This is a genomic window from Peribacillus muralis (assembly GCF_001439925.1).
Lineage (GTDB): Bacteria > Bacillota > Bacilli > Bacillales > DSM-1321 > Peribacillus > Peribacillus muralis.
Genome location: NZ_LMBV01000002.1, coordinates 333698 through 360615, shown reverse-complemented (window position 1 = coordinate 360615; position 26918 = coordinate 333698). Strand labels below are relative to the sequence as shown.

The following is a 26918-nucleotide window of genomic DNA, read 5'->3' as shown; positions in this document are numbered from 1 at the left end:
GCTCAGTTTAAGTTTTGTAATCTTCCTATAGATTCTTTATCGTAAAATCATTCACATTCAAAGGACGAATTATTTACGAGTTAGGTCGAATTATCTGCGTTCAGGTCGAATTATCCGACTACAGGTTGAATTTAGATTGAACCCATGTCTGGCACATAAAAAACGAGAGGCTGCTTGGCCTCTCGCTTCATTTTAATTTATAAAATGGTGATTCCTTTAATGACTACGTCCACAGCTGGCTTGTCTTGTGCGACGGTCTCTACGTTGGCAATCGTATCAACGATGTCCATGCCTTCGACGACTTGTCCAAAAACGGAATGCTTATGGTCAAGCCACGGTGTGCCGCCTTGTTCCATATAAACGTTGATGATTTCCTCAGGATAACCGGCTTGTTTCATTTGCTCACCCATCCTGCTGTCCACATGCTGTGCTTGTACGACGAAGAATTGGCTGCCGTTCGTTCCCGGGCCTGCATTTGCCATGGAAAGAGCTCCTCGCAAATTGAATAATTGCATCGAGAACTCGTCCTCGAATGGTGCTCCCCAAATGCTTTCTCCGCCCATTCCAGTTCCTGTTGGATCTCCGCCTTGAAGCATGAAATCCTTGATGACACGGTGGAAGATGATTCCTTCGTAGTAACCGTTTTCAGCATGTGTCAAGAAATTTTCCACTGTCTTTGGAGCCAGTTCAGGGAAAAGTTTGATTTTAATATCGCCCATCGTCGTTTGCATGATGACCGCTTTTTCATTTTCCAACACTTCATTTGTTAATTGTGGAAAGTTTGTCATGGGATATACCCTCTTTCTTTTTTAAATAAAATGGTTGATAACTCCATTTTTTTGCTCTTCATTTGTACACTTTACACGATTTTAATTAAAAAAGCATCTTTGCGAAATTGAGCAACTTCGCTGTGAAAAATCGTTGTTCTTATGTATGATGAAGAAAGTTAAAAGAAAGGTGGTAGGGGAAATGTCTGAACAGGATTTTAAAATCGGCGATAAGGTAACCGCGATATATAAAACAGGAAAATACATTGGGGAAGTCACCGATCTCAGGCCTGCTGCATATCTTGTTAAAGTGTTGGCTGTGATGAAGCATCCCATGCAGGGGGACCTTCATAACCCGAAGCAAACGGAAGTTTCCATGTTCCATCAACGGCGTGCTCTAGCATTCCGGGAGCAAACTAACGTGCCTAAGAATATGGTCAGGATCTTTGATGGGGAAATTCCAGAGTATAAGGAATCCTTAAGCGAAGCTGTTGAAAAAATGAAACACACGTTAAGCGAAGCCGATACGGAGTGGAATGACAAAAGCTTACGGCTGCTTGAAGATCTAGCGGCGGATTATTTTAAATAAAGCATGATAAAAGCCAAATCAGTACAATATGATTTGGCTTTTATAACGCTAAATGATTCAATACCTTGGATAAATCAATGCGATCGCCAATCGTGGTCGGTTCATGATTCTGCATATAGCTCTTATCCTTTTCCACCAGCTTAAAAATATTGTATGTGGTGATCGCGTCATCAAGCGCCCTGTGATGCTTGCCTGTCCCTTCTTTCCCATAGGCCTGTACAGCCTTCCAAAGTCCGGTTTGATTTTGATCGCCGAAGAAACGTTTATACTCCAAGCATAGATCTGTCTGTTTTCCTGAGAAAGGAAATTCCAACCCTGATTTTTGACAGTTCTGGCGGAGAACTTTCATGTCCATATTCCCCCAAGTCACAATTGTCGTTGGATGCTGCTCGTCTATCTTCTTCAATAAAGAAACGAGCTCCTCAAATGAAATCCCCCGGTCCACCTGGTCTTGGGTTATATTCAAGAATTTCTTGCATCTGCCCGTTAAGGCTGGAAATTTCAATGGGTTAACAAAAGAAGAAAACTGCTCCTGAATCGTTTCGTTCATGACGGATACTAAACCGACCTCAATGATTTCCGGATAAAATCCAACAGGATTCGCTTTGCCCTCCGGCATCGTAAATTCAAAATCAATGAATACATATTGCTGTTGTTCGTCCATTTTTTTAAGACCCCCCTTTTTCTTCCTGACATTATCGTATAAACATAAATTGGTTTTCTTTTCTACGAAATTATTATAACAGAAAATTCAGGAAGTTATTTCATGAGTTGTCCAACATTCAACCCCTATATATGAAGTCAATCCTAAATTCCTCCAAAAACCTTTATTGTCTCCCTGAATTGGATTATGATGGGTGTATGAACCGAAAGTACCATCCTATTGCTTATATTGTCCCAAAAACATACTACAAATATATTAGTTAGGAAGTTGAACTATGCGCACGTATCTTGGTTATATCACGATTTTCCTCTTAGTTCCTGTATTGATTTCATTCATTTTTCTTTCTTATCAAGAGTGGACATCGGCCCAATCTCCTTATCATGTGCTCGATGAGCGGATTCCGCTTGATTCAATCGAATTGGCTCAAACAAGTTACATGACGGCTGCCAATGGAAAAGTGATCAGCCAGCTTTCCGATGGTGGAAAAAGAACTTACCTAAAACTTGAGGATATCCCTCTTTTCCTGGAAAATTTGTTCATCGTTTCCGAAGATCAAAAATTCTATGAACATGGCGGTGTAGACTTGTCCGGCATAAGCAGGGCGCTTTTTATCAATTCTCAACATAATACAATCGAACAAGGCGGCAGCACGATTACCCAGCAACTTGCCAGGAATGTATTTCTGACCCATGATAAGACGTATAACCGAAAGCTTAGTGAACTTCTTTATGCCTATCAGTTAGAGCGAAAGAAATCCAAAGCGGAAATCATGGAGCTATATTTGAATGCCATTTATTTCAGTAATGGAGCTTACGGAATTGAAGCTGCTTCCCAGCTTTATTTCAGTAAACCGACCGGGGATTTATCCAAGGCGGAACTTGCCTTCCTGGCAGCGATCCCAAATAATCCGGAACACTATAATCCTCTTAAACATTATGATGAAACGAAAAAGCGGCAAGAGAGGTTACTGAAACAAATGGTAGCCGAAGGCAATTTAGAACAGTTGGAGTATGATAAGCTTATCAAACATACGATTCGATTGAACTTGTCCACCTCGGTCGAGCTATATCCCGATTATGTGACGTATGTTCATCACGAATTGAAAAACCTGGTGGCAACCTCCGAAGGTCTCACAAGAACTTTGCAAAGTTCTGATAAGTCTGTACGTCAGCAGGCGGAAGCCGAGCTCGATAAACGAGTCGAAAAGCTAATGCATTCCGGTGTAACCATTCATACCGCACTTGATACGAAGCTGCAAACCCAGTCAAAGACTGCCCTGCAAGCGAAAGTCGGTGTTAACGGTATCGAAGGAGCGATAGTGGTTATACAGCATCATACGCACGAGCTTGTCTCTTTGATTGGGGGAAAAGATTATAAAATAAATTCTTTCAATCGAGCATACCAAAGCTACAGACAGCCAGGATCGGCCATCAAGCCCCTTCTTGACTATGCTCCCTACCTTGAGGAGACAGGTGCTGACATCAATCAGCTCGTTAGCGGAGCAAGTTATTGCAGCAATAGCTATTGCCCTAAGAATTATAGCGGTGACAGCTACGGGATGGTTTCATTAAAGTCTGCCTTTGCTCAGTCCTATAACACACCTGCTATAAGGCTTTTTGAAAAAACGGGCATAAAAAAGAGCTTTGAGCATCTGGATGCCTTTGACTTTAAAATGGTTACCAAAAAAGATCACCATTTTAGTTCGGCAATAGGCGGCTTCGAATATGGCATGAGTCCCCTTGAACTGACAAATGCCTATACCTCCTTCCATGATGGAAACTACCAACCTGCGCGGGCGATCATTAAAGTCACCGACAAAGAAGGTAAAACCCTTTATAGCTGGAACGACAAGTCCAAGAAGGTATGGAGCAAAAGCACCGTAGGCAAGATGCGGCAGCTTCTCCATGAAGTAACCTTAACCGGAACGGGACGCAAAGCCTACTTTCCTATAGAATATATCGGTGGCAAAACCGGGACGACCAATGATGTAAAAGACATGTGGTTTGTCGGCCAAACCGCAAACTACACGTCAGGCGTCTGGATCGGCAAGGACAAACCAGCCAACCTACAGGCCATTTATTCCCGCTCACCGCATCTTTTGATATGGAAAGACATCAACCAAACTGCCGAGCAATAAAAATAAGCTAACGAAACCTTGCGATATCAAGAGTGACTAACGACAAGAAGACTAAGAGCCAAATCCATCTGTACCGGGGGGTGGGTTAAACAAGTGAATATGAAGCCTGAGGAAGAATGCTTAACGGACTAAAGGGTTGTATGCAAAGTGGAATGCAACGCTCTTCTCACCAAAAAAAGAAGGTGCCATCATGGGCACCTTCTTTTTTATGGCTAGATGGGCAGGCTTGCAATAACGCTGTTGTAAAGCTTCAATCCAGCATAGGCGACGATTGAAATCAAGGCGCTCCATACGAATACTGGAAAGAAAACCAACCCGATTAACCTCGATAGGTTCAGGCTCGGGCTTAATTTATTGACGAAATAAATCAAAGCCACGACATTCGTTGCGATGAAGATCGCTCCAAGCCCAATGATGAACTGAACACTGAACAATGAACACGCCGCGCCAATGACATATATGACCGAGCCCCTTCTTACACTGTTCAAGGCTTTCCCTTCCGAATCCTTGGAAAAGAATAACAACGATAGCTCCATTACAGTGTCAGAGATCAGCTTCAATGCGGCAAAAACCATAAAAAACAGGAGAAGCAATACGATCAGCAGCGCCAGCTTTATGCCGGTTGCAGAAAAAAACTCCAGCATACCTTGGTAGATCCCCAAATTCCCGAACAACTTGAGCATTTGCATCTCCCCATATATGGCAAAGGAAAGACTAAACAATAGGATTGATATGATAGGAAAGTAGCTTAGTAAATAAGTGTTTTTCATGTTTTCTCCATCCATGATTCTTTTATCCTATATTATGCAAGATAAACCATGATTTCACAATAAATTCCCTCTTAATAAACGTTTAAAATAATTTTTTGTGAGCGTTTGAGGCTCCTTTTCTACCTATATATAAATCTTCATAGTAATGGGCCATCTCTGTTCCTAAAGCCATGCAGCGCCCCAAAAATTGCGTTATACTTTTAAGCAAGACAAGTATTCAATAAAAAAAATGCATCATCAACGAAGATTTCTTGGCGTCTAGTTTTGCGTAAATAAAAGCATAATAAGACGAATGACTTCGTTAAAAAGGGGGGAGTTTATGTCTTTGCTTCATCTGGCGGTGTTCGCACCGTTTTTATTAGCTCTTTTTGTGCCAATCTTATATAAGCTATTTCGACAAATCCATACAGGATGGTTTGTACTCATATTACCCGTTCTCCTTTTTACCTATTTTTCGAGGTTCATCCCGTTGACCAAGCAGGGAGATGTCATCACGGAAAGGGCTGCATGGATTCCTTCTCTCGATATCACTGTAGATTTTTATGTGGACGGACTAGGGCTTCTGTTCGCCTTGCTCATTACCGGCATAGGTTCACTCGTCGTTCTCTATTCCGTTTTCTACCTATCAAAGGAGAAGGAAAAGCTGAATCAGTTTTACGTCTTCCTTTTGCTCTTCATGGGTTCGATGCTTGGCGTCGTCCTTTCGGATAATCTGATTGTTCTTTATTCCTTTTGGGAATTCACCAGTCTCTCCTCCTTTTTATTGATTGGATATTGGAATGAAAGGGAGCGTTCACGTTACGGGGCCCAGAAATCCTTGCTGATTACGGTGTTCGGGGGACTAAGCCTGCTTGGAGGGATCATTCTGCTGTCCATCATGGGCAACACCTTCAGCATCCGTGAATTGATATCACAAAGTGGACAGCTTATCGATCATTCGCTCTTCACTCCTGCACTATTGCTCGTCCTGCTTGGAGCATTCACTAAATCGGCTCAATTCCCATTCCATATTTGGCTTCCTGATGCAATGGAGGCTCCGACACCCGTCAGTGCCTATCTTCATTCGGCAACGATGGTCAAGGCAGGACTATATTTAGTCGCCCGATTAAGCCCTGTTTTTGCCGAATCGGGGTTATGGCTCTGGCTCGTTTCGATTACCGGATTGATCACTCTGTTCTGGGGCTCATACTCGGCAATCAAGCAGACCGACTTAAAAGCGATTCTCGCTTTTTCCACCATCAGTCAGCTCGGATTGATCATGTCGCTGTTGGGTCTGGGCGCGGCAGCTCTTCATTATGAATCGATGGGGGAAACTATATACTTGGCAGCCACGGTTGCAGCTGTATTTCACTTAATCAATCACGCCACCTTTAAGGGCAGCCTGTTCATGGTTGCCGGCATCATCGATCATGAAACCGGGACCCGCGATATCAAAAAGCTTGGCGGATTGATGCAGGTGATGCCGATCACCTTCACCGTGGCCATCATCGGCGCCTTTTCAATGGCAGGCCTTCCTCCATTCAATGGTTTCTTAAGTAAGGAAATGTTCTTGGCCAGCATGGTGAGTGTATTGGAGCTGGACATCTTCAACATGGACACATGGGGAGTACTGTTCCCTGTCATTGCCTGGGTTGCAAGTGTGTTCACTTTTATCTATAGCATGATCGTCGTGCTCAAACCGTTTACAGGCAAACTTTCGTTAAAGCTACTGGACAGGAAGCCGCACGAGGCCCCGATTGGGATGCTGTTATCCCCGATCATCCTTGCTTCTTTGGTCATCGTTTTTGGTATTTTTCCAAACTTGCTATCTTCATCAATCATTAAACCTGCGGTCGCCAGCATACAGCCAAGCTTGGTCGGGCCGGATTTCCAAGTTCATATTGCCTTTTGGCATGGACCCGAACCTGAAGTGTGGATGACCATCGGCATCATAGTATTGGGCGTTCTTTTATACAAAACGCTTTCGAAGTGGCAGGGAATCACTATGTGGGTTCCTGATCGTATATCCTTGAATTCTTTGTATGACAACGGATTAAGGGGTCTTGAACGATCGTCCTCCTTCGTGATGAAATGTTTAATGACAGGTTCCCTGCGAACATATCTGTTATCGGTATTCCTATTTTTCATTCTTTCACTAGGCTTTACGATTTATTGGAAGGATGCCTTTACATTGGATACAAAACATTTTGCCCCGATCGGTTTTTACGAGCTACTATTAGCTGGCGTCATCGTGGCTGCCGCGATTGCGATTTTGTTTGCCAAGTCACGCTTAACTTCAATCATCATTTTGGGAGCAGTCGGATACGCGATTTCCTTGTTTTTCGTCTTACTGCGCGCTCCGGATTTAGCACTGACCCAGCTAGTCATTGAAACGATTTCCGTATCGCTGTTTTTGCTTTGCTTCTTCCACCTGCCCTTATTGGCCAGCAGAAAGGAAGAACGAATGACGTTCAGGCTGAATAACGCCATGATATCCATTGGGGTAGGCGTCATCGTGACGTTGATCGCCTTATCGGCACATAGCAATAAACTTTTTGATAGCATATCAAGCTATTACCTGGAAAACGCATATAAGGAGGCCGGCGGGAAAAACGTCGTAAACGTCATTCTCGTTGACTTCCGCGGACTTGATACAATGTTTGAGATCACTGTCCTTTCCATTGCCGCACTCGGGATTTTTGCAATGATCAAATTGCGGCTGACAAGGAGGAAAGATCAATCATGAAGCAAAACGACCTGATTCTTCAAACGGTTACGAAGGTCGCCGCTTTCGTTATCCTGCTATTTGCGGTAGCCATCTTCCTAGGCGGGCATTATTCGCCAGGCGGCGGGTTTGTCGGAGGCTTGATGACTTCAGCTGCGATTGTGCTGCTGCTGCTCGCCTTCGATTTGAAGACCGTCACCGCGATTCTGCCGATTGATTATAAGGTATTGATCGGTTCAGGCTTGCTCATATCAAGCCTAACGGTTGCAGGCGGGCTATTGTTCGGCGTGCCGCTCATGACCCATGCCTACCGTTATATCGATTTGCCTATCCTTGGGCATATCTCACTTCATACGGCCGTGCTTTTTGATCTCGGTGTTTATCTTGTGGTTGTTGGTGTTACGATGACCATTATTCAAACGATAGGGGAGAGTGAATAATGGAACTATTAATGGCCATTGTCATAGGAATTTTATTCATGTGCGCGACTTACTTAATGCTTTCAAAAAGCATGTTAAGAATTATAATCGGTACAGGGCTACTCAGTCACGGCGCCCACCTGTTGATCTTGACGATGGGCGGTTTGAAAGGCGGCTCCGTTCCATTGCTGAGTGATGAAACTGCATCCTATGTGGATCCGCTTCCGCAAGCGCTCATCTTAACGGCAATCGTCATCAGCTTCGGTGTGACGTCCTTTCTGCTGGTGCTCGCTTACCGCTCCTACCAGGAGCTCGGAACGGATGATATGGAAGAAATGAGAGGTACGGAAACGAATGAATAACCTAACCTTCCTGCCTGTTTTATGGCCGCTTTTCACAGGCATCCTTCTCATTTTCATTGCCAAAAGAATCAAGCTCCAACGATGGGTTTCACTTTTTTCTTCACTTATTGGAATCGTACTATCCATGTATCTAGTATTCTCGGTACATTCCCAGGGGATTTTGACTTTAGGTGTCGGCAGCTGGGAGGCACCTTTCGGGATCGTGATTGTTGCAGACATGCTTGCCTCCCTGCTGGTCCTGACGACGAATATCATCGGGTTGGCCATATTGCTTTACTCGTTCCACTCGATAGGTATAGAACGGGAAAGGCACTATTATTATCCCGTTTTTCAATTTTTATTGATTGGTGTGAATGGTGCCTTCCTTACGGGCGACCTTTTCAATCTTTTCGTCTTTTTCGAAGTGATGCTGATGGCTTCTTATGTGCTGCTGGTACTGGGGGGGACGAAAATCCAGCTGAGGGAATCGTTGAAGTATATCATCGTCAACGTGCTCTCCTCCTCCTTTTTCGTCATCATGGTCGCGTATCTCTATTCAGTGCTGGGAACATTGAATATGGCGCAGATCAGCCAAAGGATAGCAGAGGTGAACCAGCCTGCCATCCTCTCGGTAATAGCCATTGGTTTCTTGATCGTATTCGGTTTGAAGGGAGCCATTTTCCCGCTCTTTCAATGGCTGCCTGGATCTTATTATGCTCCGCCGATACCCGTGATGGCACTTTTCGGTGCGTTGCTGACCAAGGTCGGAATCTACTCGATTTTCCGTACCTATACGCTCATGTTTTACCATGACCAAGGCTACACCCATACCTTCCTGGCCTGGCTTGCACTCTTGACCATCCTCATCGGCGTCATTGGGGCGATTGCCTATTGGGATATAAAGAAAATCATCATTTACAACATCATCATCGCTGTCGGTGTCATCATTTTCGGCATCTCCGTGATGAATGAGCAGGCATTATCAGGCTCGATTTTATATCTCATCCATGACATGCTGATCAAGGCTGCACTCTTCCTTCTGATCGGGATCATGATCAAACTTTGCGGCTCGGATGATTTAAGGCAAATGGGAGGCTTGATCAAGCAATATCCCGCCCTTGCCTGGACCTTTTTCATAGCGGCGATTTCCTTGGCAGGAATCCCGCCTTTCAGTGGCTTTGCCGGCAAGCTTCTAATTCTCCAAGGAGCCGGAGAATCAGGCAACTTCCTTGGAATGGCCATCGTCTTGCTATCAAGCTTGATGGTTCTGTATTCCGTGATGAAGATTTTCATGTATGGCTTCTGGGGCACACCTAAAGCTGGTTATCGCTCGGCTGCCGTTCCGGTCAATAAGATGCTTATTCCGGCTGTAATCCTCGTTGCCATTTCCGTCTTATTTGGAGTCGCAACGGAATTCATGTACCCATTCATTTCTCAAGCTGTCGAAACATTATTAAATCCGGATATTTATATCAAAGCGGTTTTAAAGGAGTAATGCCTGATGTCATTCCAAATATTACTGAATGTGGTCCTTGCAGTTACCTGGATGTTTTTAAAAAATGAGTTTGATGGAAGCACGTTTATCATCGGATATGTATTGGGGCTTTGCATCATGTTCGTCTTCCGCCATTTTTTCAAGGACAGCTTCTACCTGAATCGGGTGAACGCCGTCATCCGCTTACTGCTCATATTCGCAAGGGAGCTCATCTCTTCCAACATTAGCGTCCTCAAGGTCGTATTGAAGCCGAAGCTGGATATGCGGCCTGGTATATTCGCCTTCGAAACCGTGCTGACGAAGGATTGGGAAATAACGATTCTCTCGAATTTAATTACCTTGACACCAGGGACGCTTGTCGTAGAAGTATCGGCAGATAATCGGATTCTTTATATCCATGCGATGGATATCGCCGAAAAAGCCGAAGCTGTAGACAGCATTAAACATACATTTGAAAAGGCAATCATGGAGGTGAGCAAATAATGTTCGATCTAGTACTGAAAATATCCTTGCTTGGTGCATCCCTTTCCATGGTTGGGTTTCTCTATCGTTTAATCATCGGTCCCTCCGTACCTGATCGAGTCGTCGCACTCGATGCAATCGGAATCAATCTGATCGCAATCGTGGCGCTTGCCTCCATTGTGATGGATACTAGCGCTTATCTGGAAGCGATTCTGCTGCTCGGTATCCTATCCTTCATCGGGACGGTCGCTTTCGCCAAATTCATTGAAAAAGGAGAGATCATTGAAGATGACCGCAATCGTTGAAATCTTATCCTCCTTATTCCTTTTGATGGGTGTGTTCCTCTTTTTAGTCTCTGCTTTCGGCATCATCCGCTTGCCTGATGTCTATACAAGGAATCACGCAGCCTCAAAGAGCTCGACGCTTGGGATACTGTTCATCCTGATCGGCACCTTGTTATTCTTTTATCATCAACATGGCCATGTTGATTCCCGGATTGTGCTCGCCATCATCTTTATCTTCATGACAAGTCCCGTCGCTGGACATTTGATCAATCGCTCTGCTTATCATTCAGGTGTGAAAATGTGGGATCGAAGTGTCCAGGATGATTTGAAAAAAAGCCGGTGACCACTGCAAAAGGGCTGCCCTGAATACAGGAGCAGCCCTCAGCCGTAGGCAAACTCGAATATATGGGAGTTTGCCTATGGCTTTTTATTACGTTTTAACTTATGGACGTAAGCCTCACCAGTTGCAGTCTACTTCAGCACTCGTTTAATCCTTTAAAAATACTGAATCGCCCAGCCGGATCTCACCTGTTCGCAAGACAGAAGCATATACGCCAAAGTGGTTGTTTCTTTCCTTGACGACCGTTTTTAACAATGAGGGATCTCTATGGGAGTCGTTCGGGTCTATCGTTATGATCATGCAGCGTTCGCAATGCCTTTTGATCTCCAATTCGACCTCATCGCCTAATATAATCCGACTACCGAACCAACTCTCTTCCAGAAAGGGCGTTTTGTTCACTAAAGATAGCACTAAATTATGCCTGAACCTCCTGCCATCCACTTCGTTTCCCCAAAGCCTCGTCAATTCACCTATGGAGGCATCACTCACAAGCAATATATTTTCTTCCTCAATCGCCCCAAACGGAATATGGGAAGGAGGATAAACAACGGCTTCGGCCTCCCGCTTCAGCAATTGGTCCATCTCCTCCCGGAAGGCTGATTCGCCCCATGTCAGCACTTTTCCGTTCGGTGCCTTCACCTTCAGTTCAGGATAGGCGTTCAAGGCTTCGGGACCGGAAAAGAAAGCTTGATATCGTACCATTTCAGGAACCTGGGTTATCGTGATGAATTTTCCCTGCTTATCCTTAAAGGCATGACTGCGATCTCCATATACCCCATAATCCATCACCTGCGTTTTTTGCACTTGTTCACCCGTGAATGATTTTACCGGATATCGGGTGATTTCCTGTATAGAACCAACAAGCATGAAAAAACTCCTTTGCAAACATTGTAGCGCCATTAAATCGATCGCCCCAGAATCCAACCGGAGTATGTTTAACGTTCGTTCAAAGCAAATATTTTCTTCTTCACTTCGGTAAATCGATAATAGCTAATGTACAGCGGGAAATGCAGATAAGCTGATCCTCTTCATCCCGGATCTTCACATCCCATACCATCGTTGTCCTCCCGCGGTGAATTATATTCCCTTCTGCAGTAACCATACCAGAGCGAACTCCCCTTACATGATTGGCATTGATTTCAAGTCCGACCACAGCCTGCTTCGTCTTATCGACAAGCTGCATTCCCCCAGCGCTTGCTACCGATTCCGCAAGGGCAACGGATGCTCCCCCATGCAATAAACCATAAGGCTGCCTCGTTCGTTCATCCACTGGCATCGTGGCTATGATTTTCCCCTCACCGTATTCTTTCATTTCGATTCCAAGCGTGCCTATCAACGAGTTATCCATATTGAATTCCATCCCAATTCCCCACCTTTTTTTGATTTCCTTCAGCTAAATCATATCATTAAAAGACCCATAAATGAATCACCATTCATAATTCTGCAAATAAAAAGGATGACTCGAATTATCGGCCATCCTCTTCGTTCATTTGGAAATCAGCTTCTTCAATTCATACCAGCTTGTAAGTCTCGGCATATCCAATTCCTTGTTATAGGAATTGTCGATTGCATACACCTTCGTGGGAATATCCACCAAGGTTTCCAGGACAGCCGGTTTATCATCGAAATAATAATCCAGCTCCAGCTGATTGATCGTATCGATTTTTTCATGATCCTTCATGCCGCAGAAAAAATGGTCATCCTTAACCGGAAAGCCATTCTCGATCATCCAGTTTTTCGTCCGTTCACCATGCTCGGCCTTTCTGGCGGTGATGTAATATATCTCATGACCGTTTTTTTCAAGCTCCTGCAGCGCTTCCACTGCCCCCTCGAAGGCAGGACACGATGAATAATATACTTCCTCCGCAAGACTATTCCACATCTTGCCTCCAGACTCCTTATCAAGTCCAAAAACATCATGGATCTCGATCGTTTTTAAAGCTTTGAATTCCGCTATCTCTACGTTTTTATTAAGCTTTTCATTATAGAGATGGAACGCAAATTCCCGCAAATTAATTAAGGTATCATCAATATCGAACCCGAATTTCATTTCATTCACTCCTATTCAAACATAAGCAACAAACTGTGATGCGAAGGATATCTCCTTGTCCACCTGAATGGCCTGCAATCTTTCTATTTCGGCCCTTCTCTTTGGTTCGGCGATTTTTAGACCATGGAATTCAGTATCCTCATGCATGATGCATTCCTTGATAAGATCGGCTAATAAATCGGCATCTTTCATGGCGCAATTTAGCCCGAACGCGCCAGTAGGTGTCATCGTGTGGGCCGCATCGCCCAATAAAGCCACTCCATCCTTGGTCCACGTTTCGCAATGGCTGCTGTGAACATCCAATAATATGAAATCATTCCATGATTGGATGTTTTCATTGGCGCTGTTGATTAACTCAGGAAAAGCCAGCAGCAGTTTTTCGATGAAGGGCCGAAAAGGCTGTTTTCGTAATTGGGGAAAAGAGCCGTGCTCTATATTCCAGCCAATTTGGATCGAGCCCCCTGCCTGAGTGAAAAGGGCAACTTGGGAATCATTGACCAATGCCATCTTGATTGAAGGCTGCCATCCTTTTGGAGCCGGGATTTTTGCCCATAATAAATCATAGCCGTGATTTTTTATCACCGCTCGTATCTCCGCTTTTTTTCTGACCGTGGAAAATCGTCCGTCGGCCCCAATGATCAATGAACTTTCAACAATCATGCCCTTGCCATCTTTTCGGACCTTGACACCGGTAAACCGACCTGTTTCATTCCGAATCAAGTCCGTAACCCTGGCATTCAGCATCAATCGAAAACAGTCCAGCTTTTTTGCTTCAGCCAATATAGCGGTAAGCAAATGATTTTGAGGAACATGTATCCCAACATGATCTACAGGCCATTTCGGAACGATCCGTTTAAAAAGCCGTCCCTCATGCCAATATTCAACTTGGTCCATCCTTAGCAAGCCGAGCCTTTCCACACTCTCGAATAAACCGTGCTTATTAAGGATGTCCTCGCCTTCCTCGTTCAGGAACTCTCCCCTGAATTCCCTCGCCACTTCAGAATGCCTTTCAAGCAGGACGACCGATATGTCCTGTTTGGCCAAAAGGTAGGCTAATAGCGCTCCCCCTGGCCCAGAACCAACTATGCATACATCTGTTTTAACCAGCATCCTTCTTCACCTGTTGTTTATTATCATTTCGGGTATGCGGTGATGCGGATGTCTTCTCCAAACGTATCCACGTTTGAGAAGGCTACATCCAGCGCTTCATCCATCGTATCCACATCAAGTCCAGTAAATGGCGTTAGCGAATTTCTCCCGCCCAATAGTTTAGGAGCTACGTAAATCAAGAATTTATCGATGAGCCCTGCTCTTAGGAAAGAGGCATTGACTTCACTTCCACCCTCTAGCAAGACATCCGTAATTCCCTTTTTATACAGCTCCTCCATCAATGCACGTAAATCCAGACCGTCATCATGTTTTTGGACAAAAATGAATTCGATCCCTTTTTTGCTTAGAAGGTCCACTTTATCCTTGGAAGCATGTTCCTGTGTGACGATTATCGTTTTCGCTTCTGTTGCTTCCACAACATTGGCCTCCAAAGGAACACGCAGTTCACTATCCAAGATGATCCGGACCGGATTTTTGCCTCCGCCTTCCGGAAGTCTTGTCGTTAGTGATGGATCATCGGCCAATACCGTCCCGATGCCGACGAGAATCGCATCAACCTCGTTACGCAGCAAATGTACGGAATGACGTGATTCTTCTCCAGTTATCCATTTCGAATGGCCCGTATGTGTAGCAAGTTTTCCATCGAGCGTCATCGCAAGCTTCGAGATGACGAATGGACGATTTTTCGTCATATTGTGAATGAAGCGTTCATTCAAACGTTGCGCTTCTTTTTCCAAAACGCCAACTTCCACTTCAATGCCTGCATCCTTTAAGATTGCGATTCCTCTTCCCGCGACTTCCGGGTTTGGATCTTGAGTAGCCACGACAACACGATGGACGCCTGATTCTTTTACTAAATTTGCACAAGGAGGGGTTTTTCCATAATGAGAACACGGCTCCAGCGTCACGTAAAGCGTTGCACCCGCTGCATATTCACCTGCCATTTTGAATGCATGGACTTCAGCATGCGGTTCACCCGCCTTACGGTGAATTCCTGTCCCAGCTATCACACCGTCCTTGACGATGACTGCCCCCACCACTGGATTCGGGTTCGTCTTTCCTTTAGCACTGGCTGCCATATCCAGGGCCAGCTTCATATAATATTGATCATCATTCATACGTCTAAGCTCTCCTTATACGATCAAAGTTGGCTTTTGTTCGGGAATATGTCCAGACTTCTTAACCTTAGTGTCCAAATAGAAGCTATTATCTTTCGTGAGACCGCCCCAAAGCGGGATATGATCCTTTGCCGCAAGTCCATGCTTCATCAGGGCATCCAGCTTTTTCGGGTTATTCGTAATTAAAGTCACCGGAAGATCGCGCAACTCCTGCAACACACGGATTGCCCCTTCGTACGATCGAGTATCGTCTTCAAATCCTAATGCCTCGTTCGCTTCGACTGTGTCATAGCCTTCCTGTTGAAGCAGATAGGCTAGAGATTTGGAGAATAGGCCAATCCCTCTTCCTTCATGGTCTGCCAAGTAAAAAATGGCGCCGCACCCATGCTCGGCAATCATCTTCATCGATTGGTGGAGCTGATAGCCGCAATCACACCGTTTGCTGCCAAAAATATCACCTGTATGGCAAATGCTATGCATACGGACAAGTGCATTCTCGGACTTTTTGAAATCGCCATATACCAATACGGAGGATTGTTGTCCAAAAGCCAGGTTGGCATCCGCAAGCGATTCAAGCACCGCTTCCTTGTCATTATCCGCACCATCCAACTCAAGCCATGTATACCATTGGAAAACTGCGGAGAAATCTCCTTGTTCAACAGGGAGGTTTACGGGACCCACCAAGCATATTTCGGCTTTTCCTGGCGTTTTAAGGATAGTCATTTTATCTATTAAAAGGTCTTTTGTTTTCTGGTTTATCTTCATGTTAACATCACCTATTTTTTCATTTATAGTGTGCATACTCCTTACTTTAGGTAAGTAAGTATATTACTATCCACTATACCTGTCAATGAAGCAGTTTACAAATAATAGTGTGTCTTTTCCGGAAAGTAGTCTTCTTTGAGTCGCTATCATATCGCACGACCTTCTTACATAGTGTAACGTATAAAGAATGCAGGTCTAAAGACAGACTTAAGGAAAGGAAGGAATATTAATGGAAAATCACCCTTATTTCCCCTTCGAGCGGATTGGCCATGACCTAGGACGAAGAATGCCGCCATTCTCGGCGACCAATCCCGATTTATTGGTTAAATCGGCAAAGACCTCGCAGTCCTTATTGCTTGATGTACAAAAAGTCATGGATATCCTCGCCACATCCAAGCCTTTCGCAAACGGGTTGATGACCGCTGCCCAAGCATCAGAAAAGAACCTCGTGGCAGATATGATCCGGAAAATCGGCATTAAAAACGAACCTGATATCACGTATAACCCTGATGGGATCCGTTTTGATTTCCATCCGAAAACAGGGGAAATCAATAGTCATATCATCGTCAGCCTGAAATGGAGGGACAGTTGAATAGAACAAAAACCCCGAAGCCTATGTGTCGGCTTCGGGGTTTTTTCGTTCATTTCTTTTCGAAGGTTTCAACTAATAGTGCAAGCGTCCGAGCCATGACACCTGTCGCCCCGACCGTGCATAATGCAGAGCTGCTTGCGGTTGTCGATGTTCCGGCAATATCAAGATGGACCCATGGAGTCTCATCGGCAAATTCACCGATGAAGGCCCCGCCCATGATGGCATGTCCGGCCCCGCCAGGTGAATTGTTCAAATCCGCTATTTTACTATTGCGTACCCGTTCTTTGTCCTTTTCAGTAATCGGCAGCCGCCACATAGGCTCGCCCGCCTCCTCCGAAGCTTTTTGGACCTGCTCATAGAATTCAACGTCATTGGTCATTGCACCCGTCATATCCATACCTAACGCCGTTATGACCCCGCCTGTTAACGTCGCTACATCGATCAAGTATTCTGCACCATGATGTTTCGCGTATGTCATCGCATCAGCCAAAACAAGCCGTCCTTCGGCATCGGTATTCAATATTTCGATCGTTTTCCCGCTCATCGCAGTGATCACATCATCCGGCTTGAAAGCCTCGCCGCTGATCATATTATCAGTGGAAGGAATGACGGCCACGACATTTTGGTCCGGCCCCAATTCGCCGATAATCTCCATTGCTCCCAAAACGGCTGCAGCACCGCCCATATCCGTCTTCATTCCAACGATACCCGCCTTCGTTTTCAATGAATAACCACCCGTATCGAACGTGATGCCCTTACCGACCAAGCCGATAACATCTTTCCAATCTTCTTTTCCTTGATACTTCAAAACGATCATTTTCGGTGGCTCGACCGAACCTTGGTTGACGGCAAGAAGTGCCCCCATTCCCAACTTGAGCATATCTTCCTTTTCAAGGATCTCCACTTCAAAGCCATAGCGTTCACCCAAAGCGGATGAATATTCCGCCAAATCGGTGGAAGTCAGCAAGTTCCCTGGTGTGTTGACCAATGTCCTTGCCGAGTTCGTCGCCCTTCCAAAAATTCTGCCTACATGAAGTGCCGCCCCTACCTCGCCTTTATCCGCATCACTATAAACCGTAATCGCTTCAATATTCTTTTCGACCTGGTTCGATTTCTGCTTGTATCCAGCAAATTTATAGGAAGCAAGTTCGAAGGCCTCCGCGAATGCATGCGCAACGTCCAGGGCGTCCAGGGTTTCAGTCGTGAATGTATCCAGTGCGATCGACAGCGTCGTCAGCTTGGATTCCGAAATCGTTTTACGCGCTTTACCCAATGCTTCGCGAAGCGTTTCAAAGGTAAGCTCTTTTTCCTTGCCCAGACCTACAAAAACCAATCTCTTTACACCTAATTTGCCTAATGTATGTATTTTAACCACTGACTTCTTCTTGGAAGAGATTTCCCCGGCTTTCACTAACTCCGTTAGCTGGCCGCCTAATTGCTCATCGGCTTCCTTCCCTATGCCTGTGAATTTAATCGGTCTGTCGAACACCCCTAGGACCAGGCATTCATCAATCATATTTATATTCAAGGAATCTTTAACTGTGAACATATGCTATCTCCTCCATTCGATTATCCTCATTATAACGAAATCTTCTAAAGTTTTCGATAAAGGCCGTTGATATTAATATTATAAAGGTTATTGTTTAGAAAAGGCGACTTTAGAGTAATAGTATAAGAAAGATCATCTTTTATCCTTATCCAGCAGGGAATCGACAAGACTGGATGGAACTAATTAAGTACGTACCGGATAAGTCCGTGTATGCACAGCCCCTATATAGTTACTCATAATTTAGAAAGTAGGCGGATAATTTTGGATTTTTTTCTCAACTTCCCTTTAATCGCAGCATTGATTGCCATTTTCTTTGCTCAATTCATCAAAGTGCCCATCCATTTCATCGCGTTTCGTAAAGTTAATTGGGCCCTTATTAATTCGACGGGCGGGATGCCAAGCTCCCACTCAGCAGCCGTATCAGCACTCACTGTTGCAGTAGGAATTGAAACGGGCATGGATTCACCTGTATTCGCGGTTGCCGCGATCTTTGCCGTCATCACGATGTTCGATGCAACAGGTGTAAGGAGGCAGGCAGGAGAACAGGCCGCCGTCTTGAATCGACTCGTTACCGATTTCAATACATTTGTCGAGCAAGCAAAAAACTGGCAAAAAAAAGCCGATAAGCAAAAACAACAACAATTAAAGGAACTGTTGGGGCATAAGCCAATTGAGGTTTTCTTCGGAGCCTTGACCGGTGTATTCATTGCACTCGTGCTTCACTTTTTCATCTTTCAAGGGTAGGTGGTACATTTGAAAATAATCTCTCTTTGCCCCAGTAATACGGAGCTATGCACATATCTAGGAATCGAAGATAAGCTAATCGCAATCGACGACTACTCCGATTGGCCTGAATCCATCCAGCATCTTCCTAAAGTCGGTCCGGATTTATCGATTGATATCGATCATGTCGAATCATTGAAGCCTGATTTAGTGCTAGCTTCACTAAGTGTACCCGGCATGGAAAAAAATATTGAAGCATTAAAAGAACGGAACCTTCCGCATATTATCTTCAACCCGCAATCACTAGAAGATATCGCACTGGATATGCTGAGTTTGGGAGAGGCTACGGGCTTTATGAATGAGGCAGAAAAACAGGCTGCCAAATTCAGGCGGACCATCCTGCGTTATCAAGACGTCGCCAACACAATCGAAACGAAGCCTTCCCTTTATTGGGAGTGGTGGCCAAATCCCTTATTCAGCCCAGGCGGGGTAAACTGGTTATCCGAAATCAGCCGCCTGGCGGGTGGATATAATCTTTTTGAACAAGTAAACATGGCCAGTATCCAAGTCACGATTGAAGATGTCCTTGAAAAGGACCCCGACCACATTTGCCTAGCATGGGTCGGTGTCCCTTTACGCAAAGTGAACCCGGAATTGGTCAAGAAACGAAAAGGGTGGAACGATATGAAGGCAGTACGCACCAACAACATCCATATCATGGAAGAACCCTTATTCTGTCGTCCTTCCCCGCGTTTACTGGATGGATTGTCCAAGTTGGCCAGGACCCTTCATCCAAAAGCCTACAATCACATAGTAGAATAACACGCAAAAAGCTGCCTGCTATAGGCAGCTTCGCGGTATATGATCACATGTAAGGACAGTTGAATCTTGCTTCGTCCACCGCTCCATCAAAACGCAAAGGATGACACATGCTTGTTCAACACTTGTTCAGTGATTTTATCCTTGAATACCTGCTTGATCTTCGTTTCATTCAATTTGTTCAGTTGTTCCTCGGACAACTCTCCGTTCCCTTTTTGGACAACATAAACCTCAAGGGTTTTCTTACCCCAATTATCATACACATCCTGTACGGTTTCATAATATAGGTCAAGGTGATTCCCTTTGATTGCTCCACCCTTGTCGGCTACGACTCCATAGCCATAGCCAGGAATCCAAAGGATGGTTCCGAGCGGGAAAACGGCAAGATCCGCCGCTATGGTGGAAAACACATCCCGTTTCACCTTCACTCCTGAATACGTAACGCCATAAGATGGGCTTTCGGGGTACTTTCCAGTTGATTCATATCCTGCTGTATATCCTGTAGCCAATACTTCATGCTTCGGGTATTTCAAGAACTCCATCGCTTCCTCTATCGTCTCTGGCCCATTACTCATGGGTTCGGATGACACCAGCTTCCCTCTTTGGTTGGTTTTATATTGGAAACCAACTGGGTCAACTTCAGATGTCGCCCCAAAAACATGGTTGAAGGTCGAGTTGATGGCCAAGATAAATAATATGATAATAGCAACCCTCAAAAATAATGTTTTACATATCTTCATATGTATTCATTTCACTCCTCTCACAAGGATATTTGTTCCCTTTCCAGAGAGAAAGTATTCATAAACATGCTAAAACAACCTTTTTTCCATACAAAAAAGGACCGTCCATGAAGACGATCCACCTCGATCAAAACATTTGATATCCTTTTTTTCTTAACGTTCTAATAACCACACCAGCTAAAACAGCCCCGAACAGCCCACTTGATAAAATGATGATATCTGCCGTATGCAAGGATGTGAGATTCGTCCCAAGGCTTGAGAGCGACATTCCCGGGTTTCGGAAATATTCAATAAGCTTCGTTTCATTGACAATGACGATGAAGACGATGGGAAATAAGATGACCATGATCCACGATGAACGAAAGAGCATATTCAACAAAAAGCCGATTCCGAAAAACAATATGAAAAATAAGAGTATTGAGATAATTAAAACGGGCAATGGCATGTTATTCTTGACCCTCCTTAAAAGCGACACCTTTAGTTTACTGAAAAAATAATTGCCGCGTCAACGACTTGATGCCAAATAATGCCGAAGAAAAGATATTTACCCAATTCACAGAAATAATTTATACGATGTATAACCAAATTGATCGCCCGGATTCAAACCGTCAAGCATCGTCTGCATCCTTTCCTTTTTAAAAGCTAACAGCTGCTCCAATAATAAAGACTGCTTTCCCTCCTGCATCAATAATTCGGGATCATAAAATTTAGCTTCATACAATTCATCCAATTGAGCGGTAACCTCAAAGCTGAGCGGTTTAAGTACAAACACCAGCATATTATCACTTATCTCCCCTTTGATGACCCCGCTTCTCACCCCTATCATACCTTCGATTTCCGCATGAATGCCCGTTTCCTCCAACACTTCCCTTACAACGGCCTCATCAACGGTTTCATCGTTTTTGACAAAACCAGCCGGAAGCGACCATTGCCCTTTCAACCCGCCATACCTTTTGTTCACGACGAGCCATTCACCTTCATCGGATACCACAAGGCCAGACACTGCCAGCCAAACATTTTTGCACCGTTCCACCAAACTCCACTTCCCTATCTTCATTTTAAGCTATGTTAAACCAACCACCCGATGCCATTGCCCAGGCCTTACCCATGAACTTCCACCCAAGCTTCATGTCCCACCCACTGATGACTGCCAATAAAAAGCCATTCAGAGACGATCCCCAAATGGCTTTAGTTTATATGACCTGACAATCAAAGGATGTTGAACTTACCTTTTTTAGCGACCAAGGAAGGCCCGCCAATCATTAACAAAGCTCTATTATCCACCATTTTCTTCAAAAAGGATGCGGTCTTGCCCGTAACCTTCTTACCGAATACAACACCAATTGCATTGTCATCACCAAGTGAACATACCGTTCCTTTGTTTTCGAAAGTAAACGTTTCAAGGTCACCTTCATTACGGACCAACTTAGTCAGGTTCTTCGCAATGACCTCTCCTTGTTGCATGGCGATTTGTGCAGTTGGTGGATAGGGACGATTGATTTCTTCGTTGATGATCAAAGCACAATCACCCACGATGAAAATATCTTCATGCCCTGGTGCACGCATGTCAAGGTTCACCTTAATACGCCCGCGCATTGCTTCGAATCCGGAAGCCTCGATCACGGAGTTTCCGCGTACTCCTGCTGCCCAAACGACGGTTCCCGCTTTGATTTCTTCCACTTCATCTTCGCCTTTTGACACGATGATGCCTTCAGGCGTCGCCCCCTTGATCGGAGTGCCGATTTTGAACTCCACACCTTTTTTCTCAAGGTACGAAACGGCATAATCCACCAATTCCGGATCAAAACCAGGAAGGACGGCTGGTGCGGCCTCTACACAGTACATGCGGACCTTCTGGAAATCAATGTCGTATTCTTTGCAAAGACCAGGGACGCGATTTGCTAATTCCCCAAGGAATTCGATGCCGGTAAATCCGGCCCCTCCGACAACGATTGTCAAGCGGTCCTCATTCTTCTCTGCCTCGGAGCTGTACGTAGCGAATTGCAATTGAATATGGTCACGGATTTCACGTGCAGTGTTCACGTTGGAAATAGAGAATGCGTACTCCTTCAGCCCTTGGATTCCAAATGTTTCCGATTCAGGTCCAAGCCCAATCACAAGGTAATCATAGGGTATTTCGCCATTTTCAAGAATGACCTTTTTGTCATCCGTCTTCACTTCCGAAACAGAATCTTGGATGAACTTAACTTTGCTGCCATTAATGACACTTTTGATCGGATAGCGAACACGATCATGATGAAGCGTTCCAGCAGATGCTTCATGCAGCCATGTAGTTTCATAGTGATAATCATTTTTGTTGACTAGTACGATTTCTGCTTCATTGTGCCCCAATGCCTTCTGCAGGCGAGTGACGGTCATCAATCCACCATAACCTGCCCCTAAAACAACGATAGTTGGCTTTTTCAAAAGTAATCTTCCACCTTTACGATATTTTCTTGACCGTAACTAAAATCTATTTTCTATTTTTATTAATCTTGATTATAAAAAGCGCCATTAATCATTTGTGACTAATTTCACGTACCCCTTCACACCTGTAATAAAATGATGTATAAGTAAATATTAGTATTTTTCGATATTTTTTTCAAGTAGCAAACCCGGACATTTACTTTTCTTCTCTCCCCTGAAACGGAACGTCACGATTATAGTCAAAACTTTCAAACTTTTTCTAAGCATTCCCCGTTTTTTCAAAGATCATCTATGGTAAAATAAGAGAATAAATTTCAGCAAACCTAGTATATCGGAGGGATAACGTTGGAAGTGAATGAAAAAGTATATGATATCACCATCATAGGCGGAGGGCCTGTTGGATTATTCACTGCCTTTTATGGCGGAATGAGGCAAGCATCCGTAAAAATCATTGAGAGCCTACCGCAATTAGGCGGACAATTGTCAGCCCTTTATCCTGAGAAATACATTTATGATATTGCTGGTTTCCCTAAAGTGCGCGCACAGGAGCTAGTGAATAATTTAAAAGAACAAATGGCCAAGTTCGAACAGACCGTTGTCCTGGAGCAAGCCGTTCAAGAACTGGAAAAGCAAGCCGATGGAGTTTTTAAGTTAACGACAGATAAAGAAATCCATTATTCCAAAACCATCATCATCACAGCTGGCAATGGTGCATTTCAGCCTCGCCGCATCGAAATTGATGATGCAAAAAAATATGAAAGCAGCAACCTTCATTATTTCATCGACGATCTCAATCATTTTGCAGGCAAAAAAGTCGCCGTATTTGGAGGCGGGGATTCCGCGGTGGATTGGGCCCTCATGCTGGAGCCGATCGCCGATAAGGTGAGCATCATTCATAGAAGAGATAAGTTCCGCGCCCATGAACATAGCGTGGAAAACCTTAAAAATTCCAAGGTTGAAATAATGACCCCATACATACCCTCAGATTTGATTGGCACTGAAGGGCAGATCCACACGGTTGCCATCAAGGATACTAAAGGTGAAGATACAAAAACGCTGGATGTAGAAGCAGTAATCGTCAACTACGGGTTCATTTCTTCCCTCGGCCCGATCAAAAATTGGGGTCTTGATATCCAGAAAAACAGCATCTTGGTCAATTCCAAAATGGAAACGAATATTCCTGGCATATATGCTGCCGGTGATATCGCAACATATGACGGCAAAGTTAAATTGATCGCAAGCGGCTTTGGCGAAGCGCCCACTGCCGTCAATCACGCTAAGCAATACATCGACCCAAAAGCAAAGGTCCAACCCATGCACAGTTCCTCCATGTTTTAATAAGCGCAAAACAATCCAAAAGGTTTCGGAATGGCCTTCCTTCCGAAACCTTTTTTATTGGATTTAAATTATAACTTCAGAATTATTCACCCAGACTGAAATGCGCCCAAACTCCAAACCTTCCAAAACTGTGGACAATTCAAATTCCACCATCATTTTCATGCAGAGTTGGCACTGAAACGGAACGGCCGAAGTCCATTTCCTCCAAATCTGTAGACAATCGGAACTCTATCTTAATGTTATCCCCAATCACAACCTTGTGGATAACATTCTTTCCGTTAGTTGTCCACAAGTGCTTAACGTCAAACTGTAAAGGGTAAAGAATAAGAGAAGATCAGAAAGGAGAATGCACATATATGAATATTTTAATTGCAGGAGCTAACGGGACTACCGGAAGGATGACCATTGAGGAATTATCAAAAAATCCGCAAATGACTGTATACGGAATGATCCGGAAAGAAGAACAGGCTAAAACGATAAAAGAACTTGGCGGGCATCCTGTTCTGGCAGATTTAGAAGGAAATGTGGATAAAGCAGTGGATAACATGGATGCAATTATCTTCGCAGCAGGTTCAGGACCAAAAACGGGTCCGGATAAAACGACGGCTGTGGATAAACTGGGAGCCATTAAATTGGTTGATGCCGCCAAGAAGAAAGGAATTGACCGTTTTGTGATGCTAAGCTCCGTCGGTTCTGATAATCCGAAACAAGCTCAAGGCGGGATGCGCCATTACCTCGAAGCAAAACATGATGCCGATGAACATTTAAAAGAAAGCGGACTGACATACACGATTGTCCGCCCAGTTGCCTTAACCAATGAACAAGCTGTAGGCAAAATCTTTGCAGAACAAAAAGTGGACCATACCGATAAATCGATTTCAAGAGCCGATGTCGCCTCCGTTCTGGCCCAGTCTGTCACAGAGAAAAGCACGTTCAATAAAACATTCGAGATTTTAACCGGTACATTGCCCATCAAAGAAGCACTGAACAGTATTTAAGGTAGCAAGTAAACATGAAATGAAATAGAATAGACAGTAGACAAATTCGTAAAAACCGAGTTTGTCTACTGATTTTTCTTATAAAAACGCTCCAGTCGTTTCAGTTGGGGTACCTTTTTCGACCTTACTCTCACTTTTTTCGTCCGTTCTGGATGAGAACTTTCCGAACCCTTTTACCTAAAAACTAAAGGGGGGCACTAGTTAAAGTGCCCCCCTTTTTTTGAAGTAATAGAGTATTTTAGCAATTCTCTGGCGTACCGGCGTTCTTGGCCGTTTTGAAGGATGATCCGCAGCCGCATGACGCGATGGCATTCGGGTTTTCGATCGTGAAGCCCCCGCCCATCATCGTCTGTTTATAATCAATGACTGTACCATTCAATATATCAGCATCCCCGTTATCGACAAGGATCTTAATTTCAAACTGTTCCAGTTGAGAATCTTTTTCTCCTGGCTCTTCTTCAAAACCCATTCCGTAGGATAAACCGCTGCAGCCTCCGCCTTTAACAGCCACCCTTAAAAAGGAACCTTCTTCACCATTTTGTTTCATCATTTCTTTTATCTGAAAAGCAGCAGCTTCCGTTATTTGAACAACATCACTCACAATAAACCCCTCCTTGAGATAAACTAATTCTCCTTATAGTATATACCAAAGAATTTCCTATGCTCAATCTTCCAGCCTGAAAAAAAAACAGATGCTACCACATCCATGTTACCAATGTTAGTTTAAACCTAACTCACGATAGGTTCAATTACCTAAGTACACAGACTTATCCATCAATACGTACAGGCCCGCCAATTATTGCGCTGCTTTAAACGTTATGATGGGGCAGGCATACTTCACGCTCAGGTTGAATTAGCCTTCGGGTTTGTTGAATTATCCTCCCACAGGTCGAATTAGCCTTTGAGTTGGTCGAATTATTCCAGATCAGGTCGAATTATCCTTTGAATAGGTTGAATTATTCCAACTCAGGTCGAATTATCCTTTAAATTGAATAGAAAACTGCAAAAAAAACGAGTCGAGCGCTCAATTCGCGAGTAAATCAGCCAAATTGACTTCGTTTCACACTGCAGTGCAATGAAACGTCCATTAAAGATACTATAGCAATGGAGGTTCCATCTTCGTTTTCAAAGCAAAGTGGAATGAAACGGTCTACGTACAGACCTCCAAGATTGAGGAAAAACAGGATTCCACATTCGTTTTCACACTGCAGTGCAATGAAACGGTCTACGTAAATTGAGGGAGATCAGGCATGCAAAGTGGATCAAAACCTACAAAAACTGCAGACAAACTCCAAGAGTTTGTCTGCAGCCTGTCCTGCTGAGCCGCTGATGAATCGTGCTTTTACATTTCGAATTCATCAATGAACTTATATATATTTTTAACTAATTCATCTGTTGTGTCACCGGAAACCACTTCGCCGTTCACGAGCGCATATAAGTTACTGGAACATTTACCGCAATATCCCAGGCAACCATACTCAATGATGTCCAAGTTCGGATCTCGTTCCAATCTTTCTAAAGCCTCTTGGGCGCCACTGGCCAGATTGCTTACACAAAATTCAATAATCGGATACATTGCTTCACCTCACCGTTACTAACAATCCATCTTATTACTTTTCCCATTTGCAGTCAATATTTACGCATAAAAAATGAGCCGTTTTTAAGATATCGGTTGTGATTTCCTTATATATTCGTTATACTTTTGTCGGGGTATGTA

30 protein-coding genes are annotated in these 26918 nt (G+C 44.2%); 14 read left to right on the top strand and 16 right to left on the bottom strand.

All coding sequences use genetic code 11. The features are described from left to right. Positions 1 to 197: 197 nt before the first annotated feature. Positions 198 to 788 (bottom strand): peptidylprolyl isomerase, encoded by a 591-nt coding sequence (locus ASU00_RS04080; protein WP_057912158.1) that lies wholly within the window; start codon positions 786 to 788, stop codon positions 198 to 200. Positions 789 to 969: 181 nt separating this feature from the next. Here ASU00_RS04080 and kapB point away from each other — a divergent pair, with 181 nt between their 5' ends. After that, positions 970 to 1356: a kinase-associated lipoprotein KapB gene (gene kapB, locus ASU00_RS04075; protein WP_057912157.1), complete on the top strand. Its 387-nt coding sequence runs from the start codon at positions 970 to 972 to the stop codon at positions 1354 to 1356. A 40-nt stretch (positions 1357 to 1396) separates the two neighbouring features. On the opposite strand, the gene kapD is transcribed toward kapB, so the two are convergent. Further along, positions 1397 to 2020, bottom strand: coding sequence for a 3'-5' exonuclease KapD (gene kapD, locus ASU00_RS04070; protein WP_057912156.1), 624 nt, complete (start codon positions 2018 to 2020; stop codon positions 1397 to 1399). A 274-nt stretch (positions 2021 to 2294) separates the two neighbouring features. On the opposite strand from kapD, the gene ASU00_RS04065 reads away from it, so the two are divergent. After that, the gene (locus ASU00_RS04065) at positions 2295 to 4157 is read left to right on the top strand and encodes a transglycosylase domain-containing protein (protein ID WP_057912155.1); all 1863 of its coding nucleotides are present in this window, start codon (positions 2295 to 2297) and stop codon (positions 4155 to 4157) included. 212 nt (positions 4158 to 4369) lie between these two features. On the opposite strand, the gene ASU00_RS04060 is transcribed toward ASU00_RS04065, so the two are convergent. Next, positions 4370 to 4840, bottom strand: a complete 471-nt coding sequence (locus ASU00_RS04060) for a DUF5366 family protein (protein WP_330219515.1) — start codon at positions 4838 to 4840, stop codon at positions 4370 to 4372. 406 nt (positions 4841 to 5246) lie between these two features. On the opposite strand from ASU00_RS04060, the gene ASU00_RS04055 reads away from it, so the two are divergent. From ASU00_RS04055 to mnhG, 7 genes are read left to right on the top strand one after another with little or no spacing between them, the layout of a single operon-like run. Next, positions 5247 to 7652, top strand: coding sequence for a Na+/H+ antiporter subunit A (locus ASU00_RS04055; RefSeq protein WP_057912154.1), 2406 nt, complete (start codon positions 5247 to 5249; stop codon positions 7650 to 7652). After that, positions 7649 to 8071: a Na(+)/H(+) antiporter subunit B gene (locus ASU00_RS04050; RefSeq protein WP_057912153.1), complete on the top strand. Its 423-nt coding sequence runs from the start codon at positions 7649 to 7651 to the stop codon at positions 8069 to 8071. The genes ASU00_RS04055 and ASU00_RS04050 overlap by 4 nt, the downstream gene beginning before the upstream one ends. After that, entirely contained in the window at positions 8071 to 8412 is a 342-nt protein-coding gene (locus ASU00_RS04045; RefSeq protein WP_057912152.1) for a Na(+)/H(+) antiporter subunit C, read from the top strand. Before ASU00_RS04050 ends, ASU00_RS04045 begins: the two co-directional genes overlap by 1 nt. Next, the gene (locus ASU00_RS04040; RefSeq protein WP_057912151.1) at positions 8405 to 9886 is read left to right on the top strand and encodes a Na+/H+ antiporter subunit D; all 1482 of its coding nucleotides are present in this window, start codon (positions 8405 to 8407) and stop codon (positions 9884 to 9886) included. The genes ASU00_RS04045 and ASU00_RS04040 overlap by 8 nt, the downstream gene beginning before the upstream one ends. A 6-nt stretch (positions 9887 to 9892) precedes the next feature. Continuing rightward, positions 9893 to 10369, top strand: a complete 477-nt coding sequence (locus ASU00_RS04035) for a Na+/H+ antiporter subunit E (protein ID WP_057912150.1) — start codon at positions 9893 to 9895, stop codon at positions 10367 to 10369. 47 nt (positions 10370 to 10416) lie between these two features. After that, positions 10417 to 10653 carry a Na(+)/H(+) antiporter subunit F1 gene (locus ASU00_RS04030; RefSeq protein WP_377364206.1) on the top strand — a complete coding sequence of 79 codons (237 nt, stop codon included), beginning with the start codon at positions 10417 to 10419 and terminating at the stop codon, positions 10651 to 10653. Continuing rightward, positions 10637 to 10975 carry a monovalent cation/H(+) antiporter subunit G gene (gene mnhG, locus ASU00_RS04025; RefSeq protein ID WP_057912148.1) on the top strand — a complete coding sequence of 113 codons (339 nt, stop codon included), beginning with the start codon at positions 10637 to 10639 and terminating at the stop codon, positions 10973 to 10975. The genes ASU00_RS04030 and mnhG overlap by 17 nt, the downstream gene beginning before the upstream one ends. A 144-nt stretch (positions 10976 to 11119) precedes the next feature. On the opposite strand, the gene ASU00_RS04020 is transcribed toward mnhG, so the two are convergent. The 6 genes from ASU00_RS04020 to ASU00_RS03995 form a co-directional block, all read right to left on the bottom strand. Next, complete coding sequence (locus tag ASU00_RS04020) at positions 11120 to 11839, bottom strand: MOSC domain-containing protein (protein ID WP_057912147.1); 720 nt, start codon at positions 11837 to 11839, stop codon at positions 11120 to 11122. A 100-nt stretch (positions 11840 to 11939) separates the two neighbouring features. Further along, entirely contained in the window at positions 11940 to 12332 is a 393-nt protein-coding gene (locus ASU00_RS04015; RefSeq protein ID WP_057912146.1) for a hotdog fold thioesterase, read from the bottom strand. A 126-nt stretch (positions 12333 to 12458) separates the two neighbouring features. Then, complete coding sequence (locus ASU00_RS04010) at positions 12459 to 13022, bottom strand: 5' nucleotidase, NT5C type (RefSeq protein WP_057912145.1); 564 nt, start codon at positions 13020 to 13022, stop codon at positions 12459 to 12461. Positions 13023 to 13037: 15 nt separating this feature from the next. Next, complete coding sequence (locus ASU00_RS04005) at positions 13038 to 14132, bottom strand: FAD-dependent monooxygenase (protein WP_057912144.1); 1095 nt, start codon at positions 14130 to 14132, stop codon at positions 13038 to 13040. 23 nt (positions 14133 to 14155) lie between these two features. Continuing rightward, on the bottom strand, positions 14156 to 15250 hold the full coding sequence (gene ribD, locus ASU00_RS04000) for a bifunctional diaminohydroxyphosphoribosylaminopyrimidine deaminase/5-amino-6-(5-phosphoribosylamino)uracil reductase RibD (protein ID WP_057912143.1): 1095 nt from the start codon (positions 15248 to 15250) through the stop codon (positions 14156 to 14158). 15 nt (positions 15251 to 15265) lie between these two features. Continuing rightward, positions 15266 to 16015, bottom strand: coding sequence for a GTP cyclohydrolase II (locus ASU00_RS03995; protein WP_057912142.1), 750 nt, complete (start codon positions 16013 to 16015; stop codon positions 15266 to 15268). Positions 16016 to 16244: 229 nt separating this feature from the next. On the opposite strand from ASU00_RS03995, the gene ASU00_RS03990 reads away from it, so the two are divergent. Further along, the gene (locus ASU00_RS03990; RefSeq protein ID WP_057912141.1) at positions 16245 to 16607 is read left to right on the top strand and encodes a hypothetical protein; all 363 of its coding nucleotides are present in this window, start codon (positions 16245 to 16247) and stop codon (positions 16605 to 16607) included. 49 nt (positions 16608 to 16656) lie between these two features. On the opposite strand, the gene ASU00_RS03985 is transcribed toward ASU00_RS03990, so the two are convergent. Next, positions 16657 to 18156, bottom strand: coding sequence for a leucyl aminopeptidase (locus ASU00_RS03985; RefSeq protein WP_057912140.1), 1500 nt, complete (start codon positions 18154 to 18156; stop codon positions 16657 to 16659). A gap of 261 nt (positions 18157 to 18417) precedes the next feature. Between ASU00_RS03985 and ASU00_RS03980 the strand changes: the two genes are divergently transcribed. Next, positions 18418 to 18900 carry a divergent PAP2 family protein gene (locus ASU00_RS03980; protein WP_057912139.1) on the top strand — a complete coding sequence of 161 codons (483 nt, stop codon included), beginning with the start codon at positions 18418 to 18420 and terminating at the stop codon, positions 18898 to 18900. Continuing rightward, complete coding sequence (locus ASU00_RS03975) at positions 18901 to 19701, top strand: cobalamin-binding protein (protein WP_413783504.1); 801 nt, start codon at positions 18901 to 18903, stop codon at positions 19699 to 19701. It begins immediately after the preceding gene. Between the two features lie 86 nt (positions 19702 to 19787). Here ASU00_RS03975 and ASU00_RS03970 read toward each other — a convergent pair whose 3' ends face one another. The 4 genes from ASU00_RS03970 to ASU00_RS03955 form a co-directional block, all read right to left on the bottom strand. Beyond that, on the bottom strand, positions 19788 to 20438 hold the full coding sequence (locus ASU00_RS03970) for a 3D domain-containing protein (protein ID WP_057912137.1): 651 nt from the start codon (positions 20436 to 20438) through the stop codon (positions 19788 to 19790). Positions 20439 to 20565: 127 nt separating this feature from the next. Further along, positions 20566 to 20883 carry a YuiB family protein gene (locus ASU00_RS03965; protein WP_057912136.1) on the bottom strand — a complete coding sequence of 106 codons (318 nt, stop codon included), beginning with the start codon at positions 20881 to 20883 and terminating at the stop codon, positions 20566 to 20568. A gap of 108 nt (positions 20884 to 20991) precedes the next feature. After that, positions 20992 to 21495, bottom strand: a complete 504-nt coding sequence (locus tag ASU00_RS03960) for an NUDIX domain-containing protein (RefSeq protein ID WP_057912135.1) — start codon at positions 21493 to 21495, stop codon at positions 20992 to 20994. Between the two features lie 152 nt (positions 21496 to 21647). Next, on the bottom strand, positions 21648 to 22865 hold the full coding sequence (locus ASU00_RS03955; RefSeq protein WP_057912134.1) for an NAD(P)/FAD-dependent oxidoreductase: 1218 nt from the start codon (positions 22863 to 22865) through the stop codon (positions 21648 to 21650). A 345-nt stretch (positions 22866 to 23210) separates the two neighbouring features. On the opposite strand from ASU00_RS03955, the gene ASU00_RS03950 reads away from it, so the two are divergent. After that, positions 23211 to 24203, top strand: coding sequence for an NAD(P)/FAD-dependent oxidoreductase (locus ASU00_RS03950; protein WP_057912133.1), 993 nt, complete (start codon positions 23211 to 23213; stop codon positions 24201 to 24203). 356 nt (positions 24204 to 24559) lie between these two features. Continuing rightward, positions 24560 to 25201 carry an SDR family oxidoreductase gene (locus ASU00_RS03945; RefSeq protein ID WP_057912132.1) on the top strand — a complete coding sequence of 214 codons (642 nt, stop codon included), beginning with the start codon at positions 24560 to 24562 and terminating at the stop codon, positions 25199 to 25201. A 238-nt stretch (positions 25202 to 25439) separates the two neighbouring features. Here the strand turns inward: ASU00_RS03945 and ASU00_RS03940 are convergent, their stop codons facing one another. Beyond that, positions 25440 to 25802: a HesB/IscA family protein gene (locus ASU00_RS03940; RefSeq protein ID WP_057912131.1), complete on the bottom strand. Its 363-nt coding sequence runs from the start codon at positions 25800 to 25802 to the stop codon at positions 25440 to 25442. Between the two features lie 741 nt (positions 25803 to 26543). Then, positions 26544 to 26777: a YuzB family protein gene (locus ASU00_RS03935; protein ID WP_057912130.1), complete on the bottom strand. Its 234-nt coding sequence runs from the start codon at positions 26775 to 26777 to the stop codon at positions 26544 to 26546. Positions 26778 to 26918 lie beyond the last annotated feature (141 nt).